This window comes from Micromonospora sp. NPDC048947, from assembly GCF_040649495.1.
In the GTDB taxonomy this organism is placed as follows: Bacteria; Actinomycetota; Actinomycetes; order Mycobacteriales; family Micromonosporaceae; genus Micromonospora; species Micromonospora alfalfae.
In genome coordinates this window covers 261,061-284,696 of sequence record NZ_JBEZFO010000003.1, presented here as the reverse complement: position 1 = coordinate 284,696, position 23,636 = coordinate 261,061, and the positions used below count along the sequence as shown (strand labels likewise).

The 23,636-nt window shown below is 71.6% G+C and carries 25 protein-coding genes; 13 read left to right on the top strand and 12 right to left on the bottom strand.

All coding sequences use genetic code 11. The features are described 5' to 3' along the window. Nucleotides 1-5: 5 nt before the first annotated feature. Nucleotides 6-266 (top strand): hypothetical protein, encoded by a 261-nt coding sequence (locus AB0B98_RS06740; protein WP_238669923.1) that lies wholly within the window; start codon nt 6-8, stop codon nt 264-266. Here the strand turns inward: AB0B98_RS06740 and AB0B98_RS06735 are convergent. Beyond that, the gene (locus tag AB0B98_RS06735; protein ID WP_357361311.1) at nt 224-1,531 is read right to left on the bottom strand and encodes an MFS transporter; all 1,308 of its coding nucleotides are present in this window, start codon (nt 1,529-1,531) and stop codon (nt 224-226) included. The genes AB0B98_RS06740 and AB0B98_RS06735 overlap by 43 nt on opposite strands. Before the next feature lie 158 nt (nt 1,532-1,689). On the opposite strand from AB0B98_RS06735, the gene AB0B98_RS06730 reads away from it, so the two are divergent. Further along, on the top strand, nt 1,690-1,899 hold the full coding sequence (locus AB0B98_RS06730; RefSeq protein ID WP_238669921.1) for a hypothetical protein: 210 nt from the start codon (nt 1,690-1,692) through the stop codon (nt 1,897-1,899). On the opposite strand, the gene AB0B98_RS06725 is transcribed toward AB0B98_RS06730, so the two are convergent. Next, the gene (locus AB0B98_RS06725; RefSeq protein WP_238669920.1) at nt 1,896-2,345 is read right to left on the bottom strand and encodes a hypothetical protein; all 450 of its coding nucleotides are present in this window, start codon (nt 2,343-2,345) and stop codon (nt 1,896-1,898) included. The genes AB0B98_RS06730 and AB0B98_RS06725 overlap by 4 nt on opposite strands. A gap of 162 nt (nt 2,346-2,507) precedes the next feature. On the opposite strand from AB0B98_RS06725, the gene AB0B98_RS06720 reads away from it, so the two are divergent. Beyond that, nucleotides 2,508-2,861, top strand: a complete 354-nt coding sequence (locus AB0B98_RS06720) for a DUF6401 family natural product biosynthesis protein (protein ID WP_238669919.1) — start codon at nt 2,508-2,510, stop codon at nt 2,859-2,861. A 69-nt stretch (nt 2,862-2,930) separates the two neighbouring features. Here AB0B98_RS06720 and AB0B98_RS06715 read toward each other — a convergent pair whose 3' ends face one another. Continuing rightward, entirely contained in the window at nt 2,931-3,740 is an 810-nt protein-coding gene (locus AB0B98_RS06715; protein ID WP_051708712.1) for a hypothetical protein, read from the bottom strand. 198 nt (nt 3,741-3,938) lie between these two features. Here AB0B98_RS06715 and AB0B98_RS06710 point away from each other — a divergent pair, with 198 nt between their 5' ends. The 3 genes from AB0B98_RS06710 to AB0B98_RS06700 all read left to right on the top strand — a co-directional run bounded on the left by AB0B98_RS06710 (nt 3,939) and on the right by AB0B98_RS06700 (nt 8,183). Then, nucleotides 3,939-6,077, top strand: coding sequence for a SpoIIE family protein phosphatase (locus AB0B98_RS06710; RefSeq protein ID WP_357361310.1), 2,139 nt, complete (start codon nt 3,939-3,941; stop codon nt 6,075-6,077). 25 nt (nt 6,078-6,102) lie between these two features. Further along, a complete protein-coding gene (locus AB0B98_RS06705) occupies nt 6,103-6,780 on the top strand; it encodes an HAD family hydrolase (protein ID WP_357361309.1) in 678 nt (225 codons plus the stop codon). A gap of 107 nt (nt 6,781-6,887) precedes the next feature. After that, nucleotides 6,888-8,183 carry a cation:proton antiporter gene (locus tag AB0B98_RS06700; RefSeq protein WP_357361308.1) on the top strand — a complete coding sequence of 432 codons (1,296 nt, stop codon included), beginning with the start codon at nt 6,888-6,890 and terminating at the stop codon, nt 8,181-8,183. Nucleotides 8,184-8,223: 40 nt separating this feature from the next. On the opposite strand, the gene AB0B98_RS06695 is transcribed toward AB0B98_RS06700, so the two are convergent. Beyond that, a complete protein-coding gene (locus AB0B98_RS06695) occupies nt 8,224-9,162 on the bottom strand; it encodes an FAD-dependent oxidoreductase (protein ID WP_357361404.1) in 939 nt (312 codons plus the stop codon). Between the two features lie 104 nt (nt 9,163-9,266). Between AB0B98_RS06695 and AB0B98_RS06690 the strand changes: the two genes are divergently transcribed. Then, complete coding sequence (locus AB0B98_RS06690; RefSeq protein WP_357361403.1) at nt 9,267-9,485, top strand: DUF3072 domain-containing protein; 219 nt, start codon at nt 9,267-9,269, stop codon at nt 9,483-9,485. A 121-nt stretch (nt 9,486-9,606) separates the two neighbouring features. On the opposite strand, the gene AB0B98_RS06685 is transcribed toward AB0B98_RS06690, so the two are convergent. The 3 genes from AB0B98_RS06685 to AB0B98_RS06675 form a co-directional block, all read right to left on the bottom strand. Continuing rightward, a complete protein-coding gene (locus AB0B98_RS06685) occupies nt 9,607-10,107 on the bottom strand; it encodes a metallophosphoesterase (RefSeq protein ID WP_357361307.1) in 501 nt (166 codons plus the stop codon). A gap of 112 nt (nt 10,108-10,219) precedes the next feature. After that, nucleotides 10,220-13,096, bottom strand: coding sequence for a ricin-type beta-trefoil lectin domain protein (locus tag AB0B98_RS06680; RefSeq protein ID WP_357361306.1), 2,877 nt, complete (start codon nt 13,094-13,096; stop codon nt 10,220-10,222). A 152-nt stretch (nt 13,097-13,248) separates the two neighbouring features. Continuing rightward, nucleotides 13,249-15,078, bottom strand: a complete 1,830-nt coding sequence (locus AB0B98_RS06675; protein WP_357361305.1) for a glycoside hydrolase family 15 protein — start codon at nt 15,076-15,078, stop codon at nt 13,249-13,251. Nucleotides 15,079-15,189: 111 nt separating this feature from the next. Between AB0B98_RS06675 and AB0B98_RS06670 the strand changes: the two genes are divergently transcribed. Continuing rightward, a complete protein-coding gene (locus tag AB0B98_RS06670; protein WP_357361304.1) occupies nt 15,190-15,777 on the top strand; it encodes a general stress protein in 588 nt (195 codons plus the stop codon). Nucleotides 15,778-15,824: 47 nt separating this feature from the next. Here the strand turns inward: AB0B98_RS06670 and AB0B98_RS06665 are convergent, their stop codons facing one another. Together AB0B98_RS06665 and AB0B98_RS06660 are read right to left on the bottom strand one after the other, a co-directional pair. Beyond that, the gene (locus tag AB0B98_RS06665) at nt 15,825-16,412 is read right to left on the bottom strand and encodes a DUF1684 domain-containing protein (protein ID WP_357361303.1); all 588 of its coding nucleotides are present in this window, start codon (nt 16,410-16,412) and stop codon (nt 15,825-15,827) included. Nucleotides 16,413-16,445: 33 nt separating this feature from the next. Further along, nucleotides 16,446-17,015: a WHG domain-containing protein gene (locus AB0B98_RS06660; RefSeq protein ID WP_357361302.1), complete on the bottom strand. Its 570-nt coding sequence runs from the start codon at nt 17,013-17,015 to the stop codon at nt 16,446-16,448. 60 nt (nt 17,016-17,075) lie between these two features. Here AB0B98_RS06660 and AB0B98_RS06655 point away from each other — a divergent pair, with 60 nt between their 5' ends. Beyond that, on the top strand, nt 17,076-17,564 hold the full coding sequence (locus AB0B98_RS06655; protein WP_357361301.1) for an FBP domain-containing protein: 489 nt from the start codon (nt 17,076-17,078) through the stop codon (nt 17,562-17,564). Nucleotides 17,565-17,625: 61 nt separating this feature from the next. Here AB0B98_RS06655 and AB0B98_RS06650 read toward each other — a convergent pair whose 3' ends face one another. After that, the gene (locus AB0B98_RS06650; RefSeq protein ID WP_238669906.1) at nt 17,626-18,159 is read right to left on the bottom strand and encodes a GNAT family protein; all 534 of its coding nucleotides are present in this window, start codon (nt 18,157-18,159) and stop codon (nt 17,626-17,628) included. 158 nt (nt 18,160-18,317) lie between these two features. Between AB0B98_RS06650 and AB0B98_RS06645 the strand changes: the two genes are divergently transcribed. Further along, nucleotides 18,318-18,800, top strand: coding sequence for a MarR family transcriptional regulator (locus AB0B98_RS06645; RefSeq protein ID WP_238669905.1), 483 nt, complete (start codon nt 18,318-18,320; stop codon nt 18,798-18,800). Nucleotides 18,801-18,810: 10 nt separating this feature from the next. Then, entirely contained in the window at nt 18,811-19,797 is a 987-nt protein-coding gene (locus AB0B98_RS06640; RefSeq protein WP_238669904.1) for a pirin family protein, read from the top strand. Nucleotides 19,798-19,862: 65 nt separating this feature from the next. Here AB0B98_RS06640 and AB0B98_RS06635 read toward each other — a convergent pair whose 3' ends face one another. Further along, nucleotides 19,863-19,991 carry a hypothetical protein gene (locus tag AB0B98_RS06635; RefSeq protein WP_256441970.1) on the bottom strand — a complete coding sequence of 43 codons (129 nt, stop codon included), beginning with the start codon at nt 19,989-19,991 and terminating at the stop codon, nt 19,863-19,865. Between the two features lie 134 nt (nt 19,992-20,125). Here AB0B98_RS06635 and AB0B98_RS06630 point away from each other — a divergent pair, with 134 nt between their 5' ends. Next, a complete protein-coding gene (locus AB0B98_RS06630) occupies nt 20,126-21,715 on the top strand; it encodes a phospholipase D-like domain-containing protein (RefSeq protein ID WP_357361300.1) in 1,590 nt (529 codons plus the stop codon). Here the strand turns inward: AB0B98_RS06630 and AB0B98_RS06625 are convergent. Then, nucleotides 21,664-22,413, bottom strand: coding sequence for a hypothetical protein (locus AB0B98_RS06625; RefSeq protein WP_357361299.1), 750 nt, complete (start codon nt 22,411-22,413; stop codon nt 21,664-21,666). The genes AB0B98_RS06630 and AB0B98_RS06625 overlap by 52 nt on opposite strands. 379 nt (nt 22,414-22,792) lie before the next feature. On the opposite strand from AB0B98_RS06625, the gene AB0B98_RS06620 reads away from it, so the two are divergent. After that, the gene (locus tag AB0B98_RS06620; protein WP_238669901.1) at nt 22,793-23,617 is read left to right on the top strand and encodes a SigB/SigF/SigG family RNA polymerase sigma factor; all 825 of its coding nucleotides are present in this window, start codon (nt 22,793-22,795) and stop codon (nt 23,615-23,617) included. Nucleotides 23,618-23,636 lie beyond the last annotated feature (19 nt).

The window sequence follows — 23,636 nt, the reverse complement described above, 5'->3', positions numbered from 1 at the left end:
AAGGTATGACCGACGACAAGATCAGGGTGTGGCGGGACGAGGAGCGGCTTCCGTTGGAGGAGTTGGAGCGCGCGGTGTCGGGTTCCAGCCTCGACGGGCAGGCCGATGACGTGACGGGCAACGACGCCGGCGAGGAGGCCGCGTTCGGGCACGGGCCGGCCGCGTCGGACCGCGACGGGCAGGCCCAGGGCAACAGCCGGGAGGCCACCGACCCGCAGCGCGCCTACCGCCCGTCGACCACCGGCCGTACCGGGCCGGACGTCTGACGGTCGCTCCCGGGCCGGGCGGGTACCGCCGGCACTGGCGGCCCAGCAGCCGGTCGGCGGGCGCCCCACTCGTAGAGCGCGATCAGCGCCAGCGCGAGCACCAGCAGGGCCGAGCCCAGCACCTCCACCGAGGTGTTGCCGATCAGCACGCCCAGCCCGGCCGGGACGAGCGCCGCGCCGATGCCCGCGGCGCCGATCTGGAGGCCGATGGCCCGGTCCGCGTGCGCCGCGCCGACCCGTTCGGCGGTGGTGAGGGTGAGCAGCGGAAACACCGGTGCGGCGGCGAAACCGACAACGACCAGGCCGAGCACCGCCAGGACGGCCGGCCCGGGAACGGCGATCAGCGCCGCGCCGGCGGCCATTCCGGCCAGGCTGACGCGCAACACCAACCCCGACCCCAGGCGCTCGGCCACCAGACCCTGCACCACCCGACCGACGAAGAGGCTTCCCCAGTACGCGGAGACGCAGCCGCCGGCCAGCGCCGCGCTGAGCCCGCGCCCCTCGGTCAGCAGCAGGAACGCCCACAGCCCGGCGGACACCTCGATCGCCACGTACAGCACGAAGGCGAGCGTCCCCGACCAGACCGCTGGCAGCCGCAGCGTGTCCCGGACCGGAACCTGGACTGTCGACGCCGGCCCGGCACCCGTGGCGGCGGGCTCACCGTGGACAACCGCGCCCGCCTCGGTTCCGGCTGGGGCGCCGCGGTGCCAGGCCCGCACGGTCAGCGCGAACGCGGCGGCGAGGACCAGTTGGGCGGCGGCCACGATGCCGTACCCCCAGCGCCAGGCGAGCCCGGCGCTCAGCACCGCGGTCATGATCAGTGGACCGATGGCCACGCCGAGGCCGAAGAAGGCGTGCAACCAGTTCATGTGGCGGGGCCCGAAGGCCCCGGCGGCGTACGCGTTGAGCCCGGAGTCGACGGCGCCGGAGCCGAGCCCGAGCAGCAGCGCACAGCCCACCAGCACCGCCAGTGCGGGGCTGACCGAGTAACCGGTCAGCGCCAGGCTGGCCAGCAGGGTGCTGCCGGCGAGCAGGGCGCCCACGCCGACCCTTGCCAGCGTGAAGCCGGCCAGCACGCTGGAGGTGAGATAGCCGACGGTGCCGGCGGTGAGCACCCACCCGACCGCCTCGGTCGGTACGTCGAAGTCGCCCCGGATCGAGGGCCAGCTGACGCCGAGCAGGCCGTCGGGCAGGCCGAGGCTGACGAACGCGAGGTAGGACAGCAGGAGCAGTGCGGCGCGTGGACGCGCGGGCGGGGTGGACACGAGGCACCATCCTGCCGCAGGGGCACCCTAGCGCTGTCGACGCCCAATCGCCCTCGGCGCAAAGAAGTCGTGTCCGTACGGTCGAGAAAGCGGACAGCTCATCCAGAATCGGCCGATCGGAGGACGGCAAAGCGGCCGGTTCGCGTAAGAATTTCGGGATGCATCAAGGCTCCGGAATCCTCTCCACGCGTCAGCGCCGGCTCGCCTGGCTCGGCTTCATGCTCGCCGCGCTCCAGGCGCCAGTGTCCGCCTGGCTCGTCGACGACGAGTCGTGGCTGTTCAGCCTCTGCGTCGCGCTGATGGTGGCCACCGTGATCATCGCTGACGACGCGGCACGGCGTCGCCCGGCCGACGCGACAAGCGACTAGCCTCCGCCGCCGGGCCGGGCCTCGTGGCCCGGCCGGCCCCGGCTACGGCGGCGTTCCTTCATCTCCGCCTCGTAGAGGTGGCGCCGCCCACCCACCAACTCGTCGCGAGCCTGCTGGTCCAACTCGCGGAACAGCGCGTGGTAACCGTCGTCGAAGTCCTCGACGATCTGAAACGTCCACCGTCCGGCGATGACGTTGCGGCCACGCAGCTCCGTGGCGATCCGCTCGGCGAGGTGCGGATGCCCGGCGGCGCGAAACTGCTCCACCGCGTCGTCGAGCATCAGGTCGGCATGGCCGATCAACTGGTGCATCGAGTAGAGGTGCCCCCGGGCCCGCTCCACACACTCGAGCGCCTCGCTGAGCTTGCCGAGCGCGGCGACCGTCGCGTCGCTGACGCCGTCCGGCCGCCGGTGCCGCTCGTCGGGTCCGTCCGCCTGTTGTGCCATCCGTGCCTCCGTGCCGGGTGCCGTCATCAGTGGGTGTTCTCCTGCTGCCCCGTCTGTGCCGGATCAATCCCCCAGGTCAGCGGCGACCGCCCCAGTGGCGCAGCCGACATCCGCCGAGCGGACGAGGTCGACACCGTCACTGGTCGGTTAGCCTCGGTCACCATGCGTGTGCCGTTCAACCGGGTCGCCTCCCGTACCGCCGTCGACTCGGCGCGGTCCACCCTGGCCGCCCTCACCGTCTCCGTGGGCACTGTCGGGCTCGCCGCCGCCGCCGCGCGACCAGGGCTGCTGGCCCTCGTCGACCAGCACGCGGCGGCCGTCCGGGACAGCCTCGACGGCGACCGCACGCCGCTGACCTCCGCGGCGCTCGCCGGCTACGCCGAGGGGGTGCGCGCCGCCGCCCTGGAGCACGGGTGGACGCCACCCAGCGGGTCGGTGGACTGGAGCCAGCCGGAGTGGCTGCTCACCCGCCTGGTCGCGGTCTGCGCGCTGGCCCGCGCGCTCGAGCGGCACTGACACGCGAGGGGAGGGCGCCCCGCGTCGTACGCGGAACACCCTCCCGACCCGTGCTGCCGTTCTCTCCCGCTACGAGCGGTACTGCTGGGCTTCGTCCACCCGAGGCATGGCCTGGGTGCGGTCACCCCCGCGGTCGGCCATCTGCCGCTCCACGTCGCTACGTCCGGCCGACGCGGCCTGACGTTGCTGCTGCACCGCCCGAGCCTCCTGGGCCGCCCGGTGCAGCCAGCCGTCCCAGCGGTTCTGCATCGGCTTCACGAGACCACCGCCGACGCCGACGATCAGGATGCCTGCCACAGTGGCGAGCACCGCGATCAGCACCGGAGTGGTCACCGTGGTGGCGATACCCACCTGGTTCAGGGCGGCGATCACACCGAGCGCGATGATGAAGATCGCCGTCAGGTCGGCCAGGACCTTGCCGTACGAGAGCCCTCCCAGCGCCCCGGTGACCAGATCCCGGACAGCGTTGGCGATCGCGGCCGCCACCACCACGATGACGATCGCGATGAACGCGCGCGGCAGCCAGGCCACCACGCCGCTGATCAGGTCACTGATCGCGTTGGGCCCCCAGACTCCGAAGGCGAACTGCAGCGTGAACAGCAGTACGGCGTAGTACGCCAGTCTGGCCAGAATGTCGCTGGCGTCGTACTTCGTTCTCTCCAGGGCCCGTTTGATGCCACCGCGTTCGACCGCCTGGTCGAAACGCACCCGTTCCAGCACCGTATCCACGATCTTGAGGACGGCTCTGGCGATGAGCCAGCCGACCACGAGGATGACGATGAAGGCCACTGCCTTCGGGATGAAGAGCAGCACCGACCTCCAGGTGTCGGCGATGGCATCGCCGATGTCGGCCTGCCGGACCGCGAGGGTTTTCAGCATGATGTCCCTCCTGTCGCATGGACTGCGCCGGGCGCATACCCGGCAACCGGTCCGGCACTCCGCGCAGCGCGCGGCGTTTTTCCCGACAGACCTCAGGACAGGGGCCTTGAACTGCCCGAACGGCCACCGCGACGGACTCGGCGACGGCCCGCCGCCGTGGTCGGATGCCTTTTCCGGTCGTCCGACTAGGCTGCGAACATGCCAGGAACGGTCGGGCGGGTCCCCACGCCAGCAACCCCGGGCCCGGGCGCACCCACCGGGTCCGGCCCGGCCGTCGGCGTGCTCGCCCACGACTGGGCCAACACCCCGCTGGGCCCGGCCGACGACTGGGACGTGGCCCTGCGGGCCGTGGTGGAGCTGGTCCTCGCCTCGCCGATGCCGATGGCCCTGGCCTACGGCGACGATCTCGTCCTGCTCTACAACGCCGGCTACGCCGAGCTGCTGGGCACCAAGCATCCCAGCGCCCTCGGCCGTCCGGCCGCCGAGGTCTTCGCGGAGATCTGGGCGCTGCCCGGCGTCGGTGCGGTGATCGAGCGTTGCTACCGGCAGGGCGAGCCCTTCCTGGAGAAGGAGTCCACCCTGCCGCTGGTCCGTGGGCACTCCGCGACGGTGGAGCAGGCGGTCTTCACCAGGGGCTACTCACCGGTGCGCGACAGCGCCGGGCAGATCGTCGGCGTGTTGACGGTCGCGGCCGAGACCACCCACGTCACTGAGCAGTTGCAGAGCCTCAGCCAGGTGGCCGCGGCGCTCGCCGGCACCCTCACCCTCGACGACGTGGCCCGGGTGGCGCTGCGGTACGCGATCACCACGTTCGACCCCGACCAGGCCTCGTTCGCTGTCGACGAGGGCGGCGGCGGCTGGCGCATGGTGCGTCGGGTCCGTGGCGAGTTGTTGGACGAGGCCGACGAGCGGCTTCCCCCGCTCTGGCGGCGTGCGCCGACGGACTGGTCGGCCCCGGTGGTGCAGGCTGCCCGCTCCGGCGCCCCGTCCTTCACCCGCGACGGGCAGCCGCTGCGGGACACCGCCGTGGACCGCCACGACCAGAAGGTCCGCGCGATGGCGGCCCTGCCGCTGGGCACCTCGGTGGTTCGCGGTGGGCTGGCGGTCGGCTACCAGGTTCCGCACACCTGGTCCCCCGCCGAGCGGGCGCTGCTGGCCGCCTCGGCCGAGCTGATCGGCCAGGCCGCCGAACGGGCCCGCCGGTTCGAGACCCAGCACGGCACCGCCCAACTGTTGCAGCGCAGCATGTTGCCGGAGCACCTGCCGGACCTGCCCCGGTTGCGGATCGCGGCCCGCTACGACCCGGGCGTGGACGGCAACGCGGCCGGCGGTGACTTCTACGACGCGTTCCTGCTGCCCAACGGCTCGCTCGGCGTGGTGCTGGGCGACGTCGCCGGGCACGACGTGCAGGCCGCCGCGCGGATGGGACAGGTCCGGGCCGCGCTGCGCGCCCTGGCCCTGGCCGATCCGATGCCCGACGCGGTCCTGGCCGGTCTTGACCGGCTGGTGACCAGCCTCGGCGCGGAGGCCGGCACCCACGAGCTGTTCGTCACTGTGGCGTTCGGGGTGATCGACGCCGAGCGGCGGGAGCTGACCCTGTCCAGCGCCGGTCACCCCGCGCCGTTGATCCGCCGCGGCGACCCGGATGGTCGGTTCCACGCCGAGTACGTCGACGTCCCGGCCGGGCCGCCGCTGGGGTTGGGCGGCCGTCCGGGCACCACTACCGTCCCGTTCCGCCCCGGTGACACGGTGCTGCTGTTCAGCGACGGGGTGGTGGAGCGTCGCCGGCAGAGCCTCAGCGCCGGGCTGGCCACGCTGAGTGACGCCATCGCCAAGGCCGGCAGCGGCGACCCCCGGGCGCTCTGCGCGGTGGCCACCGCGGCGGTCCCGGGCGGTACGGAGGACGACGTGGCGGTGCTGGCGGTCGAGCACGCGCTCAAACCGAGTCGATCGGCGAGCATGGAGGTGCCCGCCGAGCCGACCGCGCCCAGCCGGGTCCGGCACTGGCTGACCGGCCAGCTCACCGACTGGCAGGTGCCCGAGTCGGTGATCGGGGCGGCGGTGCTCTGCACCAGCGAGCTGACCACCAACGCGTTGCTGCACGCCGGCACGGCCGCCCGGGTGGAGATCGACCTCAGCGCCGAACGGCTGCTCGTCTCGGTGGCGGATTCCGGCACCCGGGGCACCGTGACCCGGGCCCGTACCGACACGTTGAGCAGTCGCGGTCGCGGCCTCGGCCTGATCGAGGAGCTCAGCGACGCCTGGGGCACCGACCCGTCGGTCCGGGGCTCCACGGTCTGGTTCGAGATCCTCACGCCGCCGGCCGCGCATCAGTGAGCCGCCCGAGGGTAGGAGGACGCCAATGGCTACCGAACGGCCCGCCGGGGTCCTCTTCGATGTCGACGGCACCCTGGTCGACACCACCTACCTGCACACGGTGAGCTGGTGGGAGGCGTTACGCCAGACCGACCAGCCGGTGCCGATGGCGGTGGTGCACCGTTCGATCGGGATGGGATCGGACAAACTCCTGGACCATCTCCTCGGCCCGGAGCGGGACCGCGACGCCGACTCGAAGCTGCGCGACGCGCACGACACCCTCTACGCCGAGTACTGGGAACGGCTCACGCCGCTACCCCGGGCGGCCGACCTGCTGCGGGCCTGCGCCGAGCGGGGGTTGCGGGTCGTGCTGGCCACCTCCGCCTCGGAACCCGAGGTGGGCGCGCTTCGCCGGGCGCTCGCCGCCGATGACGTGATCGACACTGTCACCTCCTCCGCGGACGCCCAGCAGAGTAAGCCGGCTCCGGACATCCTGGTCGCCGCGTTGGATCAGTCCGGGTTGGCCGCCGAGCGGGTGGTCTTCGTCGGCGACTCGGTGTGGGACGTCGCCGCAGCCGGGAAACTGAGCATTCCGTGTGTGGGCCTGACCTGTGGTGGTACCAGCCGCGGCGAGCTCGCCGGCGCGGGTGCCGTTGCGGTGTACGACGACCCGGCCGCGCTGTTGCACGAGTTGGCGGACTCGCCGCTCACCCGGCCGCGGTGAGGATCACTCGGGTCCACCGGAGCGGACGCGCATAGCCGGAGCCCTTGCGGGGCACTGACTGTCACCACCTGCCCGCGCCTCGCGGGTGCGGGCGGAAGGGTGGTGCCGTGGAGCCGGTAGATGTGGCGTTCGCGCTGGTGGGCCTGGGCGCTCTGCTCGCGGGCATCCTGCCGCGGGTGCTGGAGCGACGCCCGCTGTCCATGCCCATCGCCTTCCTCGCCCTCGGCATGCTGGTGTTCCTGCTGCCCGTCGGGTTGCCGTCACCGGACCCCCTGGCCCACCCGGAGCTGACCACCCACCTCACCGAGATCGGGGTGATCGTCGCGCTGATGGGCGCCGGGCTGAAAATCGACCGGCCGTTGAGTTGGCGGCGGTGGTCGTCCACCTGGCGGCTGCTGGCGATCGCGATGCCCCTGTGCATCGCGGCGGTGGCGGTGCTCGGCTGGTGGTGGGCGGGGCTGGTGCCGGCCGCCGCGCTGTTGTTGGGCGCCGCGCTGGCGCCCACCGACCCGGTGCTCGCCGCCGACGTGCAGGTCGGCGAGCCGACCGACGTGGAGGATTCCGAGGACGAGGTCCGCTTCGCCTTGACCTCCGAGGCCGGCCTGAACGACGGGCTGGCGTTCCCGTTCGTCTACGCGGCCATCGCCATCGCCTCGACCAGCCTCGCCCCGAGCGACTGGTTGGCCGAGTGGTTCACAGTGGACGTGCTCTGGAAGATCAGCGTCGGCGTCGGCGGTGGCCTGCTCATCGGCTGGCTGCTCGGCAAGCTGTTCTTCCGCGCTCCCAGTGAGCTGCGGTTGGCCCGGCACGCCGAGGGCTTCCTGGCGCTGGCCGCCACGTTCCTGGCGTACGGGCTGGTGGAGGTGGTCGGCGGGTACGGCTTCCTGGCGGTGTTCGTGGCCGCCCGGGCCATTCGGGCCGCCGAGCGGACCCACGAGTTCCACTCGGTGCTGCACGACTTCGCCGAGCAGGTCGAACGGCTGCTCACCCTGGTGCTGTTGCTGCTGCTCGGCGGCGCGATAGTGGGTGGCCTGCTGGGTCCGCTGACCTGGCCGGCGGCCGCCGTCGGGCTGGCGCTGGTGTTCCTGGTGCGACCGCTGATCGGCTGGTTGTCGTTGCGCGGCGCACCCGGACGACCGGCCGAGCACTGGGTCATCTCGTTGTTCGGCATCCGCGGCGTCGGCTCGTTCTACTACCTCGCGTACGCCACCACCAAGGCCGACTTCCCGCAGGCCGAGCTGCTCTGGGCGACCGTCGGGCTGGTGGTGCTCGTCTCCGTCGTGGTGCACGGCGTCACGGCGACCCCGGTCATGCAGCTGCTGGACCGGGAGGGAGAGCGGACCTCCGACCCGGCCGAGCGGGACGCCGACGCCCGGCCCGTCGCGGCAGCCGGGCACGCCTGAGCGGGCGGCTCAGGCCAGCCGGCACGTCTGAACGGGTGTCTCAGGCCAGGCGGGCGGCCAGGGCACGGCCGAGGTCGCGGCCGGAGCGCCAGGCGCTCTGCACCCGGGGCTTGCCGAACGCGTCGCCGGCCAGGCCGATCCCGTCGGCGTCGAGGTGGTGGGTGGCGCCGCCGGCGTCGCTGGTCGGCTTCGCGTACGTCCAGCGGTGCACGTGCACGTCGACGGCCTGCTCGGGCAGCCCGAGCAGGTCCCGGACGGCCTGCTCGATCGCCGGGCCGGCCCCGGTGGGTTGGGCCAGGTGCCCGGCCGCGAATTCCGGCACCGTGTGCGCGACAAGCACCGGCGCGCCGTCACCGCGCCGGTCACCGTCGTCGCAGACGAGGTTGAGGACCGGATGCTCATTGACGAACGCGCCTCGGAAGTCCGGCCAGCGCCGGGTCGGGAAGCGCAGCACCGCGGCCAGCGACGGCGACCAGCGTTGCGCCTGTACGACCCGGGTGGCGTCGGTGAGGGCCGGGTCGAGCAGGAGGGCGGCCTGCGGGCCCGGCATGGCCAGGGCGACCGCCGCACACGGCTGCCCGTCGACGACCGGGCCGGGTTCCACTGTGAGCACCAGCCGGTCGACTGTCACCGGCACCCCGCCGGCCAGGTGCTCGACAAGCGAGCGCAGCCCACCGGGGGCGGCGAAGCGCATCGGCCCACGCACCTCGTGGTTCCCGCTCCGGTCGTACGCCTGGAAGGTGTCGGTCCATTCGCGGACCAGCCCGGCGGCGCGCCACTGCTCGACCAGTGCGGCGAAGTCCGGGTCGGTGGCGGTGAAGTAGGCGGCGCCGATGTCCGCGGGCCGGCCCTGGAAGCGTTTGCTGGCCATGCGGCCACCGCGGACGTGCCCCCGCTCCCGGACCTGCACCGGCACGCCGGCACGCGTCAACTCGACAGCACAGGCCACCCCGGCGATGCCCGCACCGACCACCACCACGCTCGACAGGTCCTCGGTCATCAGATGATCGTAGGTGGCGGCGTTGGGGCATGAACCCCCGACGATCGGGGTACTGGCACACCTGTTCGAAAGAAAGGGTGATGATGATGACGGACCGCCGCACCGAGCAGGCCGACCAGAATGCCGCGATCAAGGACCCGGACGAGCGGGTCACCGGGGACGAGCCGCCGACCGCCGCGCAGGAGTCCTACCTGAGCACGCTGGCCCGGGAGGCCCACGCCGACCTCCCGGACGACCTGACCAAGGCCGAGGCGTCCAAGCGCATCGACGAACTGCAAGCCGAAACGGGCCGAGGCCAGTAACCCCGACCCCCTCCACGCGATCTTGCACTTTCTGTCGCGACAAAGGCCACACAGGGCGCAAATCGTCGACAGCAAGTGCAAGATCGCGGGTGAGGGCGGGGCGGGGGGCAGGGGCGGGGGGTCAGGGGCGGGGCAGGCGATGCAGGTGGACCTCGGTGAGGGCTCCGGCGTGCACCTCGGCGGTGAGGTAGGTGGCGTGGGGTTGGGAGCGGCGGTCGGTGGGTGAGCCGGGGTTGAGCAGGCGCAGCCCACCGGGCGCCTCGGTGTCCCAGGGGATGTGCGAATGCCCGAACACCAGCAGGTCGACGTCGGGAAAGCGGGCCGCGCACCGCTTCTCCCGGCCGGTCCGGGGCCCGGTCTCGTGCACCACAGCGACCCGCAGGCCGTCCAGCTCGACCCGGGCCACCTCGGGCAGTCGGGCGCGCAGCGCCGGGCCGTCGTTGTTGCCGTACACACCGACCAGTCGGCGCGATCGCGCGGTCATGGCGTCGAGCAGGTCCTCGTTCACCCAGTCGCCGGCGTGCACCACCACGTCGGCCGCCTCGATGGCCGCCCAGAGGGGCCCGGGTAGGTCCCGGGCCCGCTTCGGTACGTGGGTGTCCGCCGTGAGCACCAGCCGCATACCCGTCATTGTCCCCCGAGACCCGGCCGCCCACCCGGGGGACGTGGGTGGACGGCCGGGCTCCGCGCGCCCGGGGCGTCACCAACACCCCGGGGTACGGGTCAGGGGGCGGTCACGGCAGGGTCCAGCGTTGCGCCCCGGTGCCGTTGCAGGTCCAGATCCGCAGTTGCCGACCGTCGGTGAGGTCCGAGTTGGGGATGTCCAGGCAACGCCCGGACTGCGGGTTGCGCAGGCTGCCGTCCGACTGGGCGGCCCACTGCTGGGCCCCGCTGCCGTTGCAGTCGTAGAGCTGCACGAGGGTGCCGTCGGTGGTGCCGCTCGCCTTCACGTCCAGGCACTTGGCGAGCCCTCGCACCGTACCGTCGCCGGGCAGGGTCCAGCGCTGGGCGGCGGTGCCGTTGCAGGTCCAGGTCTGCACCCTGGTGCCGTTCGCGGTCTGGCTGGAGGCGATGTCCGCGCACTTGCCGAGGGCCTTGACCTCACCGGTGCGCGCCCCGCCGGTGCCGACACCCGGGCCGGTGAAGGTGTAGCTGTCCACGTCCAGCAACGCCCCGCTGCCGCCGGTGACGACCAGGTACAGGTCGTGGGTGCCGTCGTCGGGCTTGGTCACGGTGGTGCTCAGCTCGGTGTAGTTGTCCCAGCCGCCGGTGTTCGGCACCGCGATCCGGGCGACCTCGGTGCCGGTCGGTGAGTCGTACCGGAAGGAGATGGTGCCGCCGGGGCCGCCGGAGGAGACCCGGGCCCGGACGCCGGTGATTCCCTTGAGGCTCACCGCGTGGTGCCGGACGCTCTCGCCGTTCTGGACGTCACCCAGCCGCTTGCCACCCTCGGCCGCCGCCTGGTCGATCACCTTGGGGCCGTTGAGCTGGACGAAGTGCTCGGCCTGCCACTGTTTCGGGTAGAGGCTGATCTCCTGCTCACCGGTGAGTGCGGCCGTGCCGGTCGCGCCGCGATCGGTGTAGCTGCCCCGCAGGACGAAGAACAGCACCGAGTCGGGGCCGGCGTGCACCGGCCCGGTGTTGAAGGTCGCGCCGCAGCCGGTCCCCTCCCCCTCCTCGTGGGCGTGCTCCTGGTGGCCCAGCGCGGCCCGGACGACCACCGTCGAGCAGGCCGGCGTGCCATCCTGCGGGTCACTGGCCGTGGCGCCGACCGTCAGGTCCTGTCCCCAGTCGAAGAGCCCGCCGGCGGGCAGGCCGGTCAATGTGACCGTCGGACGGTTGTTGCCGACCACCACCGCCACCAGTGTGGTGGCGCTGCGGCCGGTGCCGTCGTTGACTGTGAGCCGGGCGCTGTAGCTGCCGTTGGCGGAGTACGTGAAGGACGGGTTCGCGGCTGTCGAGTCGGTGCTGCCGTTGTTGGTGAAGTCCCACGCGTACGTCAGCGGGTCGCCGTCCGGGTCCGAGCTGCCGGCGCTGGAGAAGGTCACCGAGAGCGGGGCCAGGCCGTTGTCCCGGTTGATGGTGGCCTTGGCTTCCGGCGACCGGCCACCCTGGACATAGTTGATTTTGTAGAGACCGGCGTCGACCGCGCCGGAGAAGTAGCCGCTGCCGTACTCCAGCAGGTAGAGCGAACCGTCCGGGCCGAACTGCCAGTCGATCGGGTGGACGAGTTTCAGGCCGGCGAGCACCGGCTCGATGACTGTCGGCGCCCCGGTCGACGGGTTGCCGTTGTCGAACTGGACCTCCTTGATCCAGTTGCGGCAGTACTCGGAGATCAGCCACTTGTTGTCGTAGTACGCCGGCCACTTCACGTCCGAGACGAGGTTCGGGTCGTAGTGGTAGACCTCGACGTGGTTGGGCGACCCGCACCCACCCGGGTTGTCCAGCGCCGGCCAGTCCTCACTGCCGCCGTGCTGCTCCCAGACCAGTGCCGGTTTCGTCGGCGGAAGCTGCTGGACGCCGGTGTTGCGCGGTGAGTTGTTGACCGGGCCGGTCGAGCCGCCGCAGGGGAACCAGCCACGCGGTGTGGCGGTGGCGAAGTCCCAGTCGTTGTAGGCGACGTTGGGGCCACCGCAGTACGGCCATCCGTAGTTGCCGGGCCCGTTGGCCCGGTTGAACTCGTCGTAGGCCGCCGGGCCACGGTTGGCGAGGTCGGTGCCGGCATCGGGGCCGACCTCACCCCAGTAGAGGGTGTTGTTGGCCTTGCGGTCCACCCAGATCCGGTACGGGTTGCGCACGCCCATCACGTAGATCTCCGGGCGCGTTCGGGCGGTGCCGGCGGCGAAGAGGTTGCCGGCGGGGACGGTGTAGCTGCCGTCGTTCTCCGGGTGGATCCGGTTGATCTTTCCGCGCAGGTCGTTGGTGTTGCCGGAGGTGCGCTGGGCGTCGTACTGGGCGTTGCGGTTCGTCCGCTCGTCGATCGGGGCCATCCCGGCGGAGTCGCCGCCGGAGTTGGTGTTGTCGCCCACGGCGAAGTACAGGTTGCCGGCGGTGTCCCAGCTCATCGAGCCGGCCGAGTGGCAGCAGAGATCACGTTCGGTGGGCCACTCGATCAGCGGGTCCTCGCTGCCCGGGTCGAGCTGCAGCGTGGACGGGTTGAAGGTGAACCGACTGATCCGGTTGACGAGTGGGGTGACCTTCGGCGAGTAGAAGAGGTAGACCCAGTGGTTGCTCGCGAAGCTCGGGTGCAGTGTGATGCCGATCAGGCCGTCCTCGAAGCGGGCGTCCAGCGCCACTGTCAGGGCCACAGTGGTGGACCTGGTCGCCGGGTTGTAGAGGCGCACCTGGCCACCGGCGCTGCTGGTGCCCCGGTTGATGTAGAAGACCTTGCCGTCGGGCGCGACGGCCAGTTCGATCGGTTCGCCCATGGAGAGGCCGCCGTCGAGGGTGACCTTCTCGAAACCGCTGGTGGGGGGCGGGGCGAGGGCAACGGCCTGGGCCGGGGACGCGGCGGCCGGTAGAACGACTGCCTGCGGGACGAGGCAGAGGGCGATCAGGGCGGTGAGCAGTGTGGTGGCGCTGACGAGACGTCGGCGCGGTGTGCGGGACACGAGACCTCCAGCTGTCCGGGGGATCTCGGTGCCGCTCCCGCCGACTGGAGGAGCACCGCAGGGTGCCCCGGACATTAACGTCTTTCACTGGAAAGCGATAGAACTTCGCATCACCAGGCAGAAAGTTGTCACGATCTCCACGAAAGTCCGGCTCACTGGCGCACCGGGGAGAAGTACGCCGGGGGCATTCCGCACTGACGCAGCGTCGGGTCCCGCTCGACGTCGGTCAGCACACCCGCGGCGTTGATCAGGCCGATGTGGGAGAACGCCTGGGGGAAATTGCCCAGCTGTTCCCCGGTCAGCGGGTCGATCTGCTCGGCGAACAGGCCGAGGTCGTTGACCCGCTGCGCCAACCCCCGGAACAACTCGTGCGCCCGGTCCCGCTCCCCGGCCAGCGCCAGGCAGCACACCAACCAGAACGAGCAGATGAGAAACCCCGCCGGGTCGCCGTCCCAACGCCGCAGCAGGCCGTCGTGGGAGAGCCGCTGCTCCACCGCCCGGATCGTCGAGAGCATCCGCGGGTCGTCGGCCCGCACGAAGCCGACCAGCGGCATCACCAACACCGACGCGTCCAGGTCGTCGGATTCGAAACTCCCGGTGTACGACCGCAGCCGCTCGTTCCAGCCCCGCTCCATCACCTCCGCGCGCACCGCGTCACGGGCGGCCGCCCAGCGGGCCACGTCCTGCGGCTCGCCGAGCTTGTCGCCGAAGCGCACCGCCCGATCCAGGGCGACCCAGCACTGCACCTTGGAGGACACGTGGTGATGCTGGGTGCCGCGTTCCTCCCACATGCCCGCGTCCGGCAACGCCCAGTCCCGCTCGGCCTGGTCGGCGAGCACCCGGAGCACGTGCTGCACCTCAGAGCCCAGCGGCTCCAGCTTGTCGCGCATCAACCAGGCGGCGTCCATCGCCTCGCCGAAGATGTCGGTCTGCCGCTGCTGCCACGCGTCGTTGCCGATCACCACGGGCGGGCTGTCGCGGTAGCCGCCGAGCTGTTCCAGACGGTGTTCGGTGAGGTCCCGCTCCCCCAGCACCCCGTACATGATGGGCACCGGCCGGTTGTCGACGCGGCCCATCGCCCGACCCAACCAGGCGAACTGTCGCTGCACCTCGTCCAGGCACGCCGTCCGCCACAGCGCCCGCAGGGTCAGGCTGAAGTCGCGCACCCAGACGTAGCGGTAGTCGTAGTTGCGGTCCCCGCCGAGTTTCTCCGGCAGCGAGGTGGTCACCGAGGCCACCACCGCTCCACTGGGCCGGTACGTCATGCCCTGCACCACCAGCCGGCTGCGCCGTACCTCCTCGGCGTAGAGCCCGTCGTACGGGTGCTCAGCCGTCCAGGAACGCCAGCCGGCGACGGTGTCGGCGATGGTCTGGTCGGCGTCCGGCACCTCGGGCAGCGGGGCGTCGTAGGTCGGGGCGTACCCGAGGGTGAAGTTGTGTTTCGTGCCGGCGCGGGCGGTGAACGTCCCGGTGGCCTCGCCGTCCCCGGCGGTCAACCGCTCGCTGCCACGCAGGGTGAGTCGGGCGGCTCCCGCGATGGCCTCCAGCATGTCCTCCCGCTCGATCAGGTACGCGATGGTGCGGCCGTACTCGAAGCGCGGCCGGTAGTGCACCCGCATCGGCACCGAACCGGACAGCCCCTCCACCGAACGGACCAGCACCTGCGGGGAGTGCAGGCCGATGTCGTGACCGCGCGAGCCGGGCTCGAAGGCGAGCGCGTCGGTCAGCGCGACCTCTCCCTGGGCGGTGCGGAAGACCGTCCGCAGCACCAGGGTGTCCTCGACGTAGCAGCGGTCGACGCGGTAGTCGCCCTCGGGCTGGATCGACCAGTGCCCGGCGCCGTCGTCGAGCAGCCGCCCGAAGACCGACGGGGCGTCGAACCGGCCAGGGCACCACCAGTTCACCGAGCCCGTGGCGTCCACCAGCGCCGCGCTGCGGCCGTCGGCGAGGAAACCGTAGTCGCTGATCTGTCCGCTCTCCACCTGAGTGCCTACCCGGGCAGTCCGCGCCCATTCCCCTCCCGCCCGACGGTCCAGACCGCGTTACCGGCCGGCCTGGACGGGAACCCGGCGAGCTGACGAGGGAGGATGCTCATGACGTCAGCTTCGGGGCCGACCGCCGCCTGGCGGTCCGGCACACAGGGTGGCGACCTGCTTCCATCCGGGCCGGCCGGTCGCCTGTCGACACCGGCCGGGGACGGCCACGGGCCGGAGGCCGGCCCGCCGACAGTGACGATCGGCTCGTACCCGGACTATCCGACCGCGCAGCGGGTCGTCGACTACCTGGCCGACAACCGCTTCCCGGTGGAGCACAGCGCCATCGTCGGCACCAACCTCACCCTGGTGGAGACGGTGCTCGGGCGAATGACCACCGGTCGAGCGGGCCTGCTCGGCGCCGGCACCGGCGCCTGGTTCGGGCTTTTCATCGGCCTGTTGTTCGGCATCTTCACCGTCGGCAACTGGCTGGCGGTGATCCTGGTCGGGCTGGTCATCGGTGCGATCTGGGGTGCCGTGTTCGGCGCCGTCGCGCACGCCATGACGGGCGGGCAGCGTGACTTCACCTCGGCCAGCTCGCTGCGTGCCGGCCAGTACGCGGTGACCGTCGACGCGCAACTCGCCGACCAGGCGCGACAGCTGCTCGGTCGGATGCAGATGTCCAGCTCGGCGTCGAACGCCCGCTGAGCGACGACCCACCGCCCGTCCCGGCAGCGCCCGGGGCGGGCGGCCGTTCAGTGGTGGTACGCCAGCTCGCCGGCCCGCAGCGGCACGTCGACCCGGTTCTCCGGTGGTGCCAGCGGGCAGGCCCAGCGGTCATCGTAGGCACAGCTCGGGTTGTAGAGGTAGTTGGCGTCCAGCCGGACCCGGTCGCCGGGCAGGAGCTCGACGCCCCGGCCGAAGGTGCCCTTCACCGTGTCGGTGAGGTACCGACCTCCGCCGTAGCTCTCCGGCCCGCAGGTGCCGTCGCGCAGCGGAACGAACAGCCCGCCCCCGTACGCCTCGATCCACCACAGGGTCAGCGGCCCCCACGGCGTCTCGGCCACCGCGACCCGCCGGTACGCGACCACCCCGTCCGGGCCGCCGGTGTCGATGCGCAGCTCACCGCTCGCCGGGCGCAGGGGCGCCTCGACCACGGCCTCGGGATTGGGCGGGAAGTAGCGCACCCCGGCGAAGTGGGGCCGCTCCGCCACCGGGATCGGGCTCTGCGGGTGGGTGGCGAAGAGTTCGTCGCGGCCGGCGCGGAAGCCGGCCAGGTCGACGTCGGACAGGTACAGCCGGGCCACCCGCTCTCGCCAGTCGGCCAAGTCCAGATCATCCACGCCACCGAGCCTATGCCGTGGCGCTGCGGCAGCTCAGCGCGACGGCCAGTTGGTGAGGACGGCGTCGAGGGCGTCCAGGGTGCGCGTCCAGGAGTCGTCGGTGGGACGGGGGGTGTGCCGGAAGCCGCCGGTCTTCTCCAGGCTCACGAACCCGTGGAAGGTGCTGTGCATCATCCGCACCGCGTCGGTCTGGTCGGGCTCGGAGAGCCGGTAGCCGCGCAGAATCGCCCGGGTCATCTCGGCGTGCCGGACGCCCGCGCTCGCGGCGGCGGTCTCCGGGTCGAGGTCGATCTGCATTGCCGCGTAGCGGCCCGGGTGCTCTCGCGCGTAGTCGCGGTACGCGTTGGCGAACGCCACCAGGGCGTCCTTGCCGGCCCGACCGGCGAGCGCGGCGGCGACCCGGTCGGCCAGCTCCGCCAGCGCCAGCAGGGCGATCCGGACCCGCAGTTCGTGTGCGTTCTTCAGGTGGAAGTACAGGCTGGCGTCCTTCACCCCGAACTGGCGGGCGAGCGCGGCAACAGTGACGTTCTCCACGCCCACCTCGTCGGCCAGCTCTGCCGCGGCCAGCGTCAGGCGCTCGACGGTCACCCCTGCGCGTGCCATCCACCACACTCCAAACCTATCTTTGTTAATGGTTTGCCTAGGGTGGTTAGTCTACTACCTATGTTGGCCCTGACCGAATCCGTCATCCGCGCCTCCTTCGTCAATTGCAGCCGGGGCGAGGCGAAACGGCTGACCGTTCCAAACGATCTTGAAATGCGCCAGTGGGACGACCTCGACTTTCTCGGCTGGCGGGATCCCTCCGCGCCGCAGCGGGCCTACCTGGTCGCCGAGACCGACGGCAAGCCGGCCGGAGTGGTGCTGCGGGCCGCTACCCACCAGACGGGGCGCGTGCGGCACAGCATGTGCTCGTTCTGCCTGACCACCCACCTCGGCGGTGGCGTCACGTTGATGACCGCCCCCAAGGCCGGTCCGAGCGGACGGCAGGGCGACTCCGTGGGCACGTACCTGTGCTCCGACCTGGCCTGCTCGCTGTACCTGCGGGGAAAGAAGCACGCGGGGCCCCCCGCGCCCGAGCCGCTGCCCCTGCCGGAGCGGATCGACCGCGTCAGGACCGCCCTCGCGACGTTCCTCCGCAAGGTCACCGAGTGACGGTTCGCGACAACCCGTGCGGCCGGGGCCCGAGCGTGTGCGGGCCCCGGTCCACCTCCGGCTAGCGGTCGGTGGCCAGGCGGGCGTGCAGGTGCTCGTCGTAGCGGCGGCCGTCGCCGTACCGGTACGACTCGCGCAGCGTGCCCTCGGCCGGGTAGCCGGCGCGGTCGGCGACCCGGCAGGACGCCGGGTTGGCCACCGCGTGACACAACTCCACCCGGTGCAGTCCGAGATCCGCGAACGCCCACTCGGTGAGCCGGACGACGGCGCGGACCGCCACCCGACGCCCCCGCGCCGCGGGAACCGTCCAGTAGCCGATGGACGCGTCGCCGTCGTGGATGCGGTGCAGCGACACCGAGCCGAGCAGTTCGCCGTCGGCCGCCGCCGTGACCGCCATCGAGGCATGACCACCCGTGGACCAGTCGGCCCGGCGACGCACCCAGAGCAGCGCGACCTCGTCGTCGATCGGGTCGCCACCCTGCGGGTTCCACTGGGCGATCGCCGGGTCCCGGAGGGCGTCGCGCACCGCCGGGGCGTCCTCATCCCGCCAGGGGCGCAGCAGCAGGTCGGCGGCGGAGAGTTCCACGTGTTCCACGAGGCCGGAGTCTGACACAACCTGCGGCCTGCGCGCCGCCGGATTAACGCCGGCTTCCTTCAAAGCTGCACGATCTCATTGGCGAGGGCGTGTAGAAGTGACCCAGGCAACGCGCAACACTGTTACTTAAATTTTGAAGTAGTGCTACCGTCGTGGGCATGACCGAGAGCCTGGACAGCACCCGAGAGGCCGCCTGGCGCGCCTACATCGAGGCCAGCCAGCGTCTCTACACCCAGTTGGAAGAGGATCTGCGGGTCGACAGCGACCTCAGCTTCCCCGACTACCACGTGCTGGTCCTGCTCTCCGAGGCACCCGGGCAGCGACTACGGATGGGCGAGCTGGCCAGCCGGTTGATCTTCTCGCCCAGCCGCCTCACCTACCAGGTCTCCTCCATGCAACGTCGTGGCCTGGTCAGCAAGGAGCCCTGCCCGGACGACCGGCGCGGCAGCGAGGCGGTGCTCACCGCCGCCGGGCTGCTCGCCCTGCGGGAAGCCGCACCCCACCATCTGGCGTCGGTGCGTACCCATCTCATGGACGACCTCGACGATGCCGAGGTCGCCTGCCTCACCCGGGTCTTCGACCGGCTCGGCGAGCGCCTGCGGGCATCGCGGGCCAGCTCGACCACCCCCGCCTCACGCTAGGAGCCTCGACATGCCCGCGATCACCGTCGACAACGTTCTCGTCCTGCCCCGCCTGCCCCAGCTCGACGAGACCACCACGATCCGCCCGGTCCGCACGGTGACCACGGCGCCCAGCGGCTTCGAGGGTGAGGGCTTCCCGGTCCGTCGCGCCTTCGCCGGGGTGTCGACCACCGACCTGGACCCGTTCATCCACCTCGACCAGATGGGCGAGGTGGACTACGCGCCGGGCGAGCCCAAGGGCACTCCCTGGCACCCGCACCGCGGCTTCGAGACCGTCACCTACATCATCGACGGCGTCTTCGACCACCAGGACTCCAACGGCGGGGGCGGCACCATCACCGACGGTGACACCCAGTGGATGACGGCGGGCAGCGGCCTGCTGCACATCGAGGCGCCGCCGGAGCACCTGGTGATGAGCGGCGGGCTCTTCCACGGCACCCAGCTGTGGGTCAACCTGCCCCGCTCGGCCAAGATGAACCCGCCCCGCTACCAGGACATCCGGGGCCGGGAGTCGGCGCTGCTCACCACGCCCGACGGCGGCGCGCTGATCCGGGTCATCGCCGGCGAGGTCGCCGGGCACCGCGGCCCGGGTTCGACCTTCACCCCGATCACCATCACGCACGTCACTGTGCAACCGGGCGCGCAGGTCGACCTGCCCTGGCGGCCCGACTTCAACGCCCTGGTGTACGTGCTGGGCGGTCGCGGCACGGTCGGCGCCGACCGGCGGCCGGTGCGTACCGGCCAGCTCGCGGTGCACGGCCCGGGTGACGCGCTGCGGTTCAGCGCCGACACCGTGCAGGACAGCAACACCCCGGCACTGGACCTCTACATCATGGGTGGTCAGCCGATCAGGGAGCCGGTGGCGCAGTACGGCCCGTTCGTGATGAACACCCGGGACGAGCTGCTCAAGGCGTTCGAGGACTTCCAGGCCGGCCGTCTCGGCGTGATCCCCACCGAGCGGCTCCCGCACACCGGCGGCCAGGGCGCCCGGCCCTGACCACTGTCGGCAGCTGAGTTCGGCGCCGACGCCTCCGGTTCACCCCCGGTGGCGTCGGCGCCGCCTCAGGAGACCGCAAAAATCCCGGCGACGCCCAGAATCACCATCACCAACACCGCTACCAGCGCACCCCGTTCGCTCTCCACCGCCGGCTCGCGGTTCTCGGTCACGGGATTCGTCGTGTCGCGGGGCATTGTGTGGCCTCCTCGGCTGTTGTCGCGTCGCTTCCGTCTGCGTTGGCCAGGTCACCGGTCAGGGGGCCTGGCGTGCGGACCCGCGTCGGGGGTCCTACCGTGAGGACGTTGCCGACCTCCAGGGGGGCTGGACGGTGCCGTTGCAGGACTGGTTTCTCACCGCTGAGGAACGCGCCAACCCGGTCTCTGGCATACCCGTATGGACCACGGGAAACCTCGCCGAGCCGTTGATTCACGGTGCCGCATACTTCGACCGGCTGGTCGACGAGGTCGAGGCCCTGGGCCCCGGCGACCACCTGTTCTTCACCGACTGGCGGGGTGACCCGGACCAGCGACTGCGCCCGGACGGTCCGACAGTTGCCCAACTCTTCGCCCAGGCCGCGCAGCGCGGTGTGGTGGTGAAGGGGTTGATCTGGCGCTCGCACCTCGACGTCCTGGCGTACAGCGAGGCGGAGAACCGCGACCTCAGCGAGACGATCTCGGCCGCCGGTGGCGAGGTGCTGCTTGACCAACGCGTCCGGCGCGGCGGCTCGCACCATCAGAAGCTCGTGGTGCTGCGACACCTGGGCGCGCCCGAGCGGGACGTCGCCTTCGCCGGCGGGATCGACCTGTGCCACAGCCGCCGCGACGACGCCGCGCACCACGGTGACCCGCAACCGGTGCAGATGTCCCCCCGGTACGGACCCAACCCGCCCTGGCACGACGTGCAGCTCGCGGTGCGCGGTCCGGTGGTCGGCGCGTTGGACACAGTGTTCCGGGAACGCTGGACCGACCCGATGCCGCTGGACTCGGAGAACCCGGTGGCCTACCTGCGGGACCGGCTGCGCGGCTCGGACCTGCGCCCCGACCCGCTGCCCGAACAGCCGGCCGATCCGCCGCCCTGCGGTCCGCACCAGATCCAGGTGCTGCGCACCTACCCCGCCGTCCGCCCGCGCTACTCGTTCGCACCGGACGGAGAGCGGACAGTGGCCCGGGGTTACACGAAGGCGGTGCGCCGAGCCCGCCAACTGATCTACCTGGAGGACCAGTACCTCTGGTCGGCCGAGGTCGCGGACCTGTTCGCGCACGCGCTGCGGGACAACCCGGACCTGCACCTGATCGCCGTCGTCCCCCGCCACCCGGACGTGGACGGCAAGCTGGCACTGCCGCCGAACATGGTCGGGCGCGAGCAGGCGCTGTCACTGTGTGAGCGGGCCGCACCGGACCGGGTGCATGTGTTCGACGTGGAGAACCACGCCGGCGACCCGGTCTACGTGCACGCGAAGGTCTGTGTCGTCGACGACGTCTGGGCCAGCGTGGGCAGCGACAACTTCAACCGGCGGTCCTGGACTCACGACAGCGAGTTGTCCTGCGCCGTCCTCGACGAGACCCTGGACCAGCGGGAGCCCGCCGACCCCGCCGGACGGGGCGACGGCGCGCGCAGCTTCGCCCGGGACCTGCGACTGCGGCTGTGGCGCGAGCACCTGGACCGCGACCCGGACGGCGCTGACGACGCCGACCTGCTGGACCCGGCGGACGCCGTCGCGGCCGTCACGGCCGCCGCCGACGCGCTACAGCGGTGGTACGACGACGGCCAGGTGGGGCAACGGCCGCCGGGGCGGCTGCGCCCGCACCGCCCCGAACGGCTTCCGTGGTACACCAGGGCCTGGGCGCTGCCCATGTACCGGCTGGTCTACGACCCGGACGGCAGGCCGCTGCGGGCGAGGCTGGCCGGCACCTGGTGAAGCGGTCGGGCCGGCTCAGGAGCGGCGACCGCGTGCACGTTCAACCCGCCGGGGTAGGCGAACGACGAGCGCGGTGAGTAGTAGCCGAAGCCGATGGTCAGCGGGTTGGCCGGGCGCAGCGCGTACATCGGGTGGCCGCGCTGGAGGAACTCCACCGACTCGATCTCGAACGGGGCGACCGGCTCGGCGACGAACGGGTAGGCCGAGCTGAGCAACTGGCCGTCGCGCCGGGTGAAGTAGCGGTGGTGTCCACTGCTGATCACGTGCCCGGTCTCCCCCACCCGACACCGGGCTCGGATCAACGGCGTGCCGTCGATCTCCGTCTCGGAGAGCAGGTCCTCGCCGTTCACGTCGATCCGGGTGCGCCCGGCGAGCACCGGGGCGCCGCGGGCGAGGGCGTACTCGCGGACCAGCCGGGTGGAGGCCACGTAGTGGGTCCACCAGCCACCGGGGTTGAGGCCGCCCGGCGCATCGACGCCCAGCAGCGAGACGCCGAGGTAGGTCAGCGAGTACGCGCCGAAGCCGGAGGTCTGTGTCTCGTCGTCGACGATGTACTGGTTGAGGAAGACCTGCCGGTCTGGGCGGGGGCAGAGCCCGGGGGGGACGAGCGCGGCGACCGCGTCGGGATCCGCCGGCAGCCAGCTGAAGTAGAGGGTGCGGCTGTTCACGACAAGCTGGGGAGCGGCTGGATCGAGCACGGTGCCTCCGAACCGGGTGTGTACACGCGACGCTACGGCCGGTCCCACCAGCGGGACAAGGACGGATAGTCGACACTCCTGCCGACTTGTCGGATTTCATGTTGACCAGTCGACGCGACCCGTGGGCCGATCGGCCGGACGTGCCGGACCGACCGGGCAGCGGACCCGCAGCGGGAACAACGGGTAAGGATCCTCACAACCACCCGAACTTCCGCCCCACTTGCCCTTTTTGTTGCTCAACACACCTTAAGTACATCAACCTTTCGGCTAGATTTCTGGGAGACGATCAGGTTAAGGTGACTCCCGAACGGCCTATTGGAAGCTAAACCAAAGCGTCACGTCTTTTTTGTCAGCGGACGAGGTGCAGGGAGGACCACCCATGACCGCGCCAACGATCACCGAGCAGCCGAGCGCCCCCGTCAAGGCCACCACCAAGCTTGACCCGCGCGCCCTCACCGACAGCGCCGCCGACCTGCTCAACGCGATGGCGGCGCTGCCCGCCAACCACCCGTCGCGCGCCGCCCTGCGGGACCGGGCGATCGAGGCCTGGCTGCCGCTCGCCAACCACCTGGCCCACCGCTACAGCGGGCGCGGCGAGCCGAACGACGACCTGGCGCAGACCGCCGCGATCGGCCTGATCAAGGCCATCGACAAGTTCGACCCCGAGCGCGGTGTCGACTTCGCCGGTTACGCGATCCCCACCATCATCGGCGAGCTCAAGCGGCACTTCCGGGACCGCACCTGGGACATCCGGGTGCCCCGCCGGCTCCAGGAGCTGCGGCTGGCCATCTCCGACGCCAACAGCTCGCTGCTGCAGACCCTCGGCCGCTCGCCGACGGTCGCCGACATCGCCGCGCACCTCAAGCTCACCGAGGAAGAGGTGCTGGAGGGCCTGGAAGGCGCCCGCGCGTACAACGCGGTGTCGCTGTCCACCCCGACCGGCGACGGCGAGCGCGCCACCGAGCTGGGCGACATGCTCGGCGGCGAGGACAGCGAGTTCGAGCTGGCTGAGCTGCGCGTGGCCCTCGGCCCGGCGCTGGCCACCCTCGACGAGCGCGAGCAGAAGATCCTCACGCTGCGCTTCTACGGCAACCTGACCCAGTCGCAGATCGCCGACCAGATCGGTGTCTCGCAGATGCACGTCTCGCGGCTGCTGACCCGGGCGCTGACCAAGCTGCGCGGCCAGCTCGACGGCACGTACTGACTGTTAGACGAGGAAAGGG

Excerpts from the sequence above, each read along its gene's own strand:
- AB0B98_RS06740 (WP_238669923.1), top strand. The coding sequence starts at position 6 with ATGACCGACGACAAGATCAGGGTGTGGCGGGACGAGGAGCGGCTTCCG.
- AB0B98_RS06730 (WP_238669921.1), top strand. The coding sequence starts at position 1,690 with ATGCATCAAGGCTCCGGAATCCTCTCCACGCGTCAGCGCCGGCTCGCC.
- AB0B98_RS06725 (WP_238669920.1), bottom strand. The coding sequence starts at position 2,345 with ATGGCACAACAGGCGGACGGACCCGACGAGCGGCACCGGCGGCCGGAC.
- AB0B98_RS06720 (WP_238669919.1), top strand. The coding sequence starts at position 2,508 with ATGCGTGTGCCGTTCAACCGGGTCGCCTCCCGTACCGCCGTCGACTCG.
- AB0B98_RS06715 (WP_051708712.1), bottom strand. The coding sequence starts at position 3,740 with ATGCTGAAAACCCTCGCGGTCCGGCAGGCCGACATCGGCGATGCCATC.
- AB0B98_RS06710 (WP_357361310.1), top strand. The coding sequence starts at position 3,939 with ATGCCAGGAACGGTCGGGCGGGTCCCCACGCCAGCAACCCCGGGCCCG.
- AB0B98_RS06705 (WP_357361309.1), top strand. The coding sequence starts at position 6,103 with ATGGCTACCGAACGGCCCGCCGGGGTCCTCTTCGATGTCGACGGCACC.
- AB0B98_RS06690 (WP_357361403.1), top strand. The coding sequence starts at position 9,267 with ATGATGACGGACCGCCGCACCGAGCAGGCCGACCAGAATGCCGCGATC.
- AB0B98_RS06685 (WP_357361307.1), bottom strand. The coding sequence starts at position 10,107 with ATGCGGCTGGTGCTCACGGCGGACACCCACGTACCGAAGCGGGCCCGG.
- AB0B98_RS06670 (WP_357361304.1), top strand. The coding sequence starts at position 15,190 with ATGACGTCAGCTTCGGGGCCGACCGCCGCCTGGCGGTCCGGCACACAG.
- AB0B98_RS06660 (WP_357361302.1), bottom strand. The coding sequence starts at position 17,015 with ATGGCACGCGCAGGGGTGACCGTCGAGCGCCTGACGCTGGCCGCGGCA.
- AB0B98_RS06655 (WP_357361301.1), top strand. The coding sequence starts at position 17,076 with ATGTTGGCCCTGACCGAATCCGTCATCCGCGCCTCCTTCGTCAATTGC.
- AB0B98_RS06645 (WP_238669905.1), top strand. The coding sequence starts at position 18,318 with ATGACCGAGAGCCTGGACAGCACCCGAGAGGCCGCCTGGCGCGCCTAC.
- AB0B98_RS06640 (WP_238669904.1), top strand. The coding sequence starts at position 18,811 with ATGCCCGCGATCACCGTCGACAACGTTCTCGTCCTGCCCCGCCTGCCC.
- AB0B98_RS06635 (WP_256441970.1), bottom strand. The coding sequence starts at position 19,991 with ATGCCCCGCGACACGACGAATCCCGTGACCGAGAACCGCGAGCCGGCG.
- AB0B98_RS06620 (WP_238669901.1), top strand. The coding sequence starts at position 22,793 with ATGACCGCGCCAACGATCACCGAGCAGCCGAGCGCCCCCGTCAAGGCC.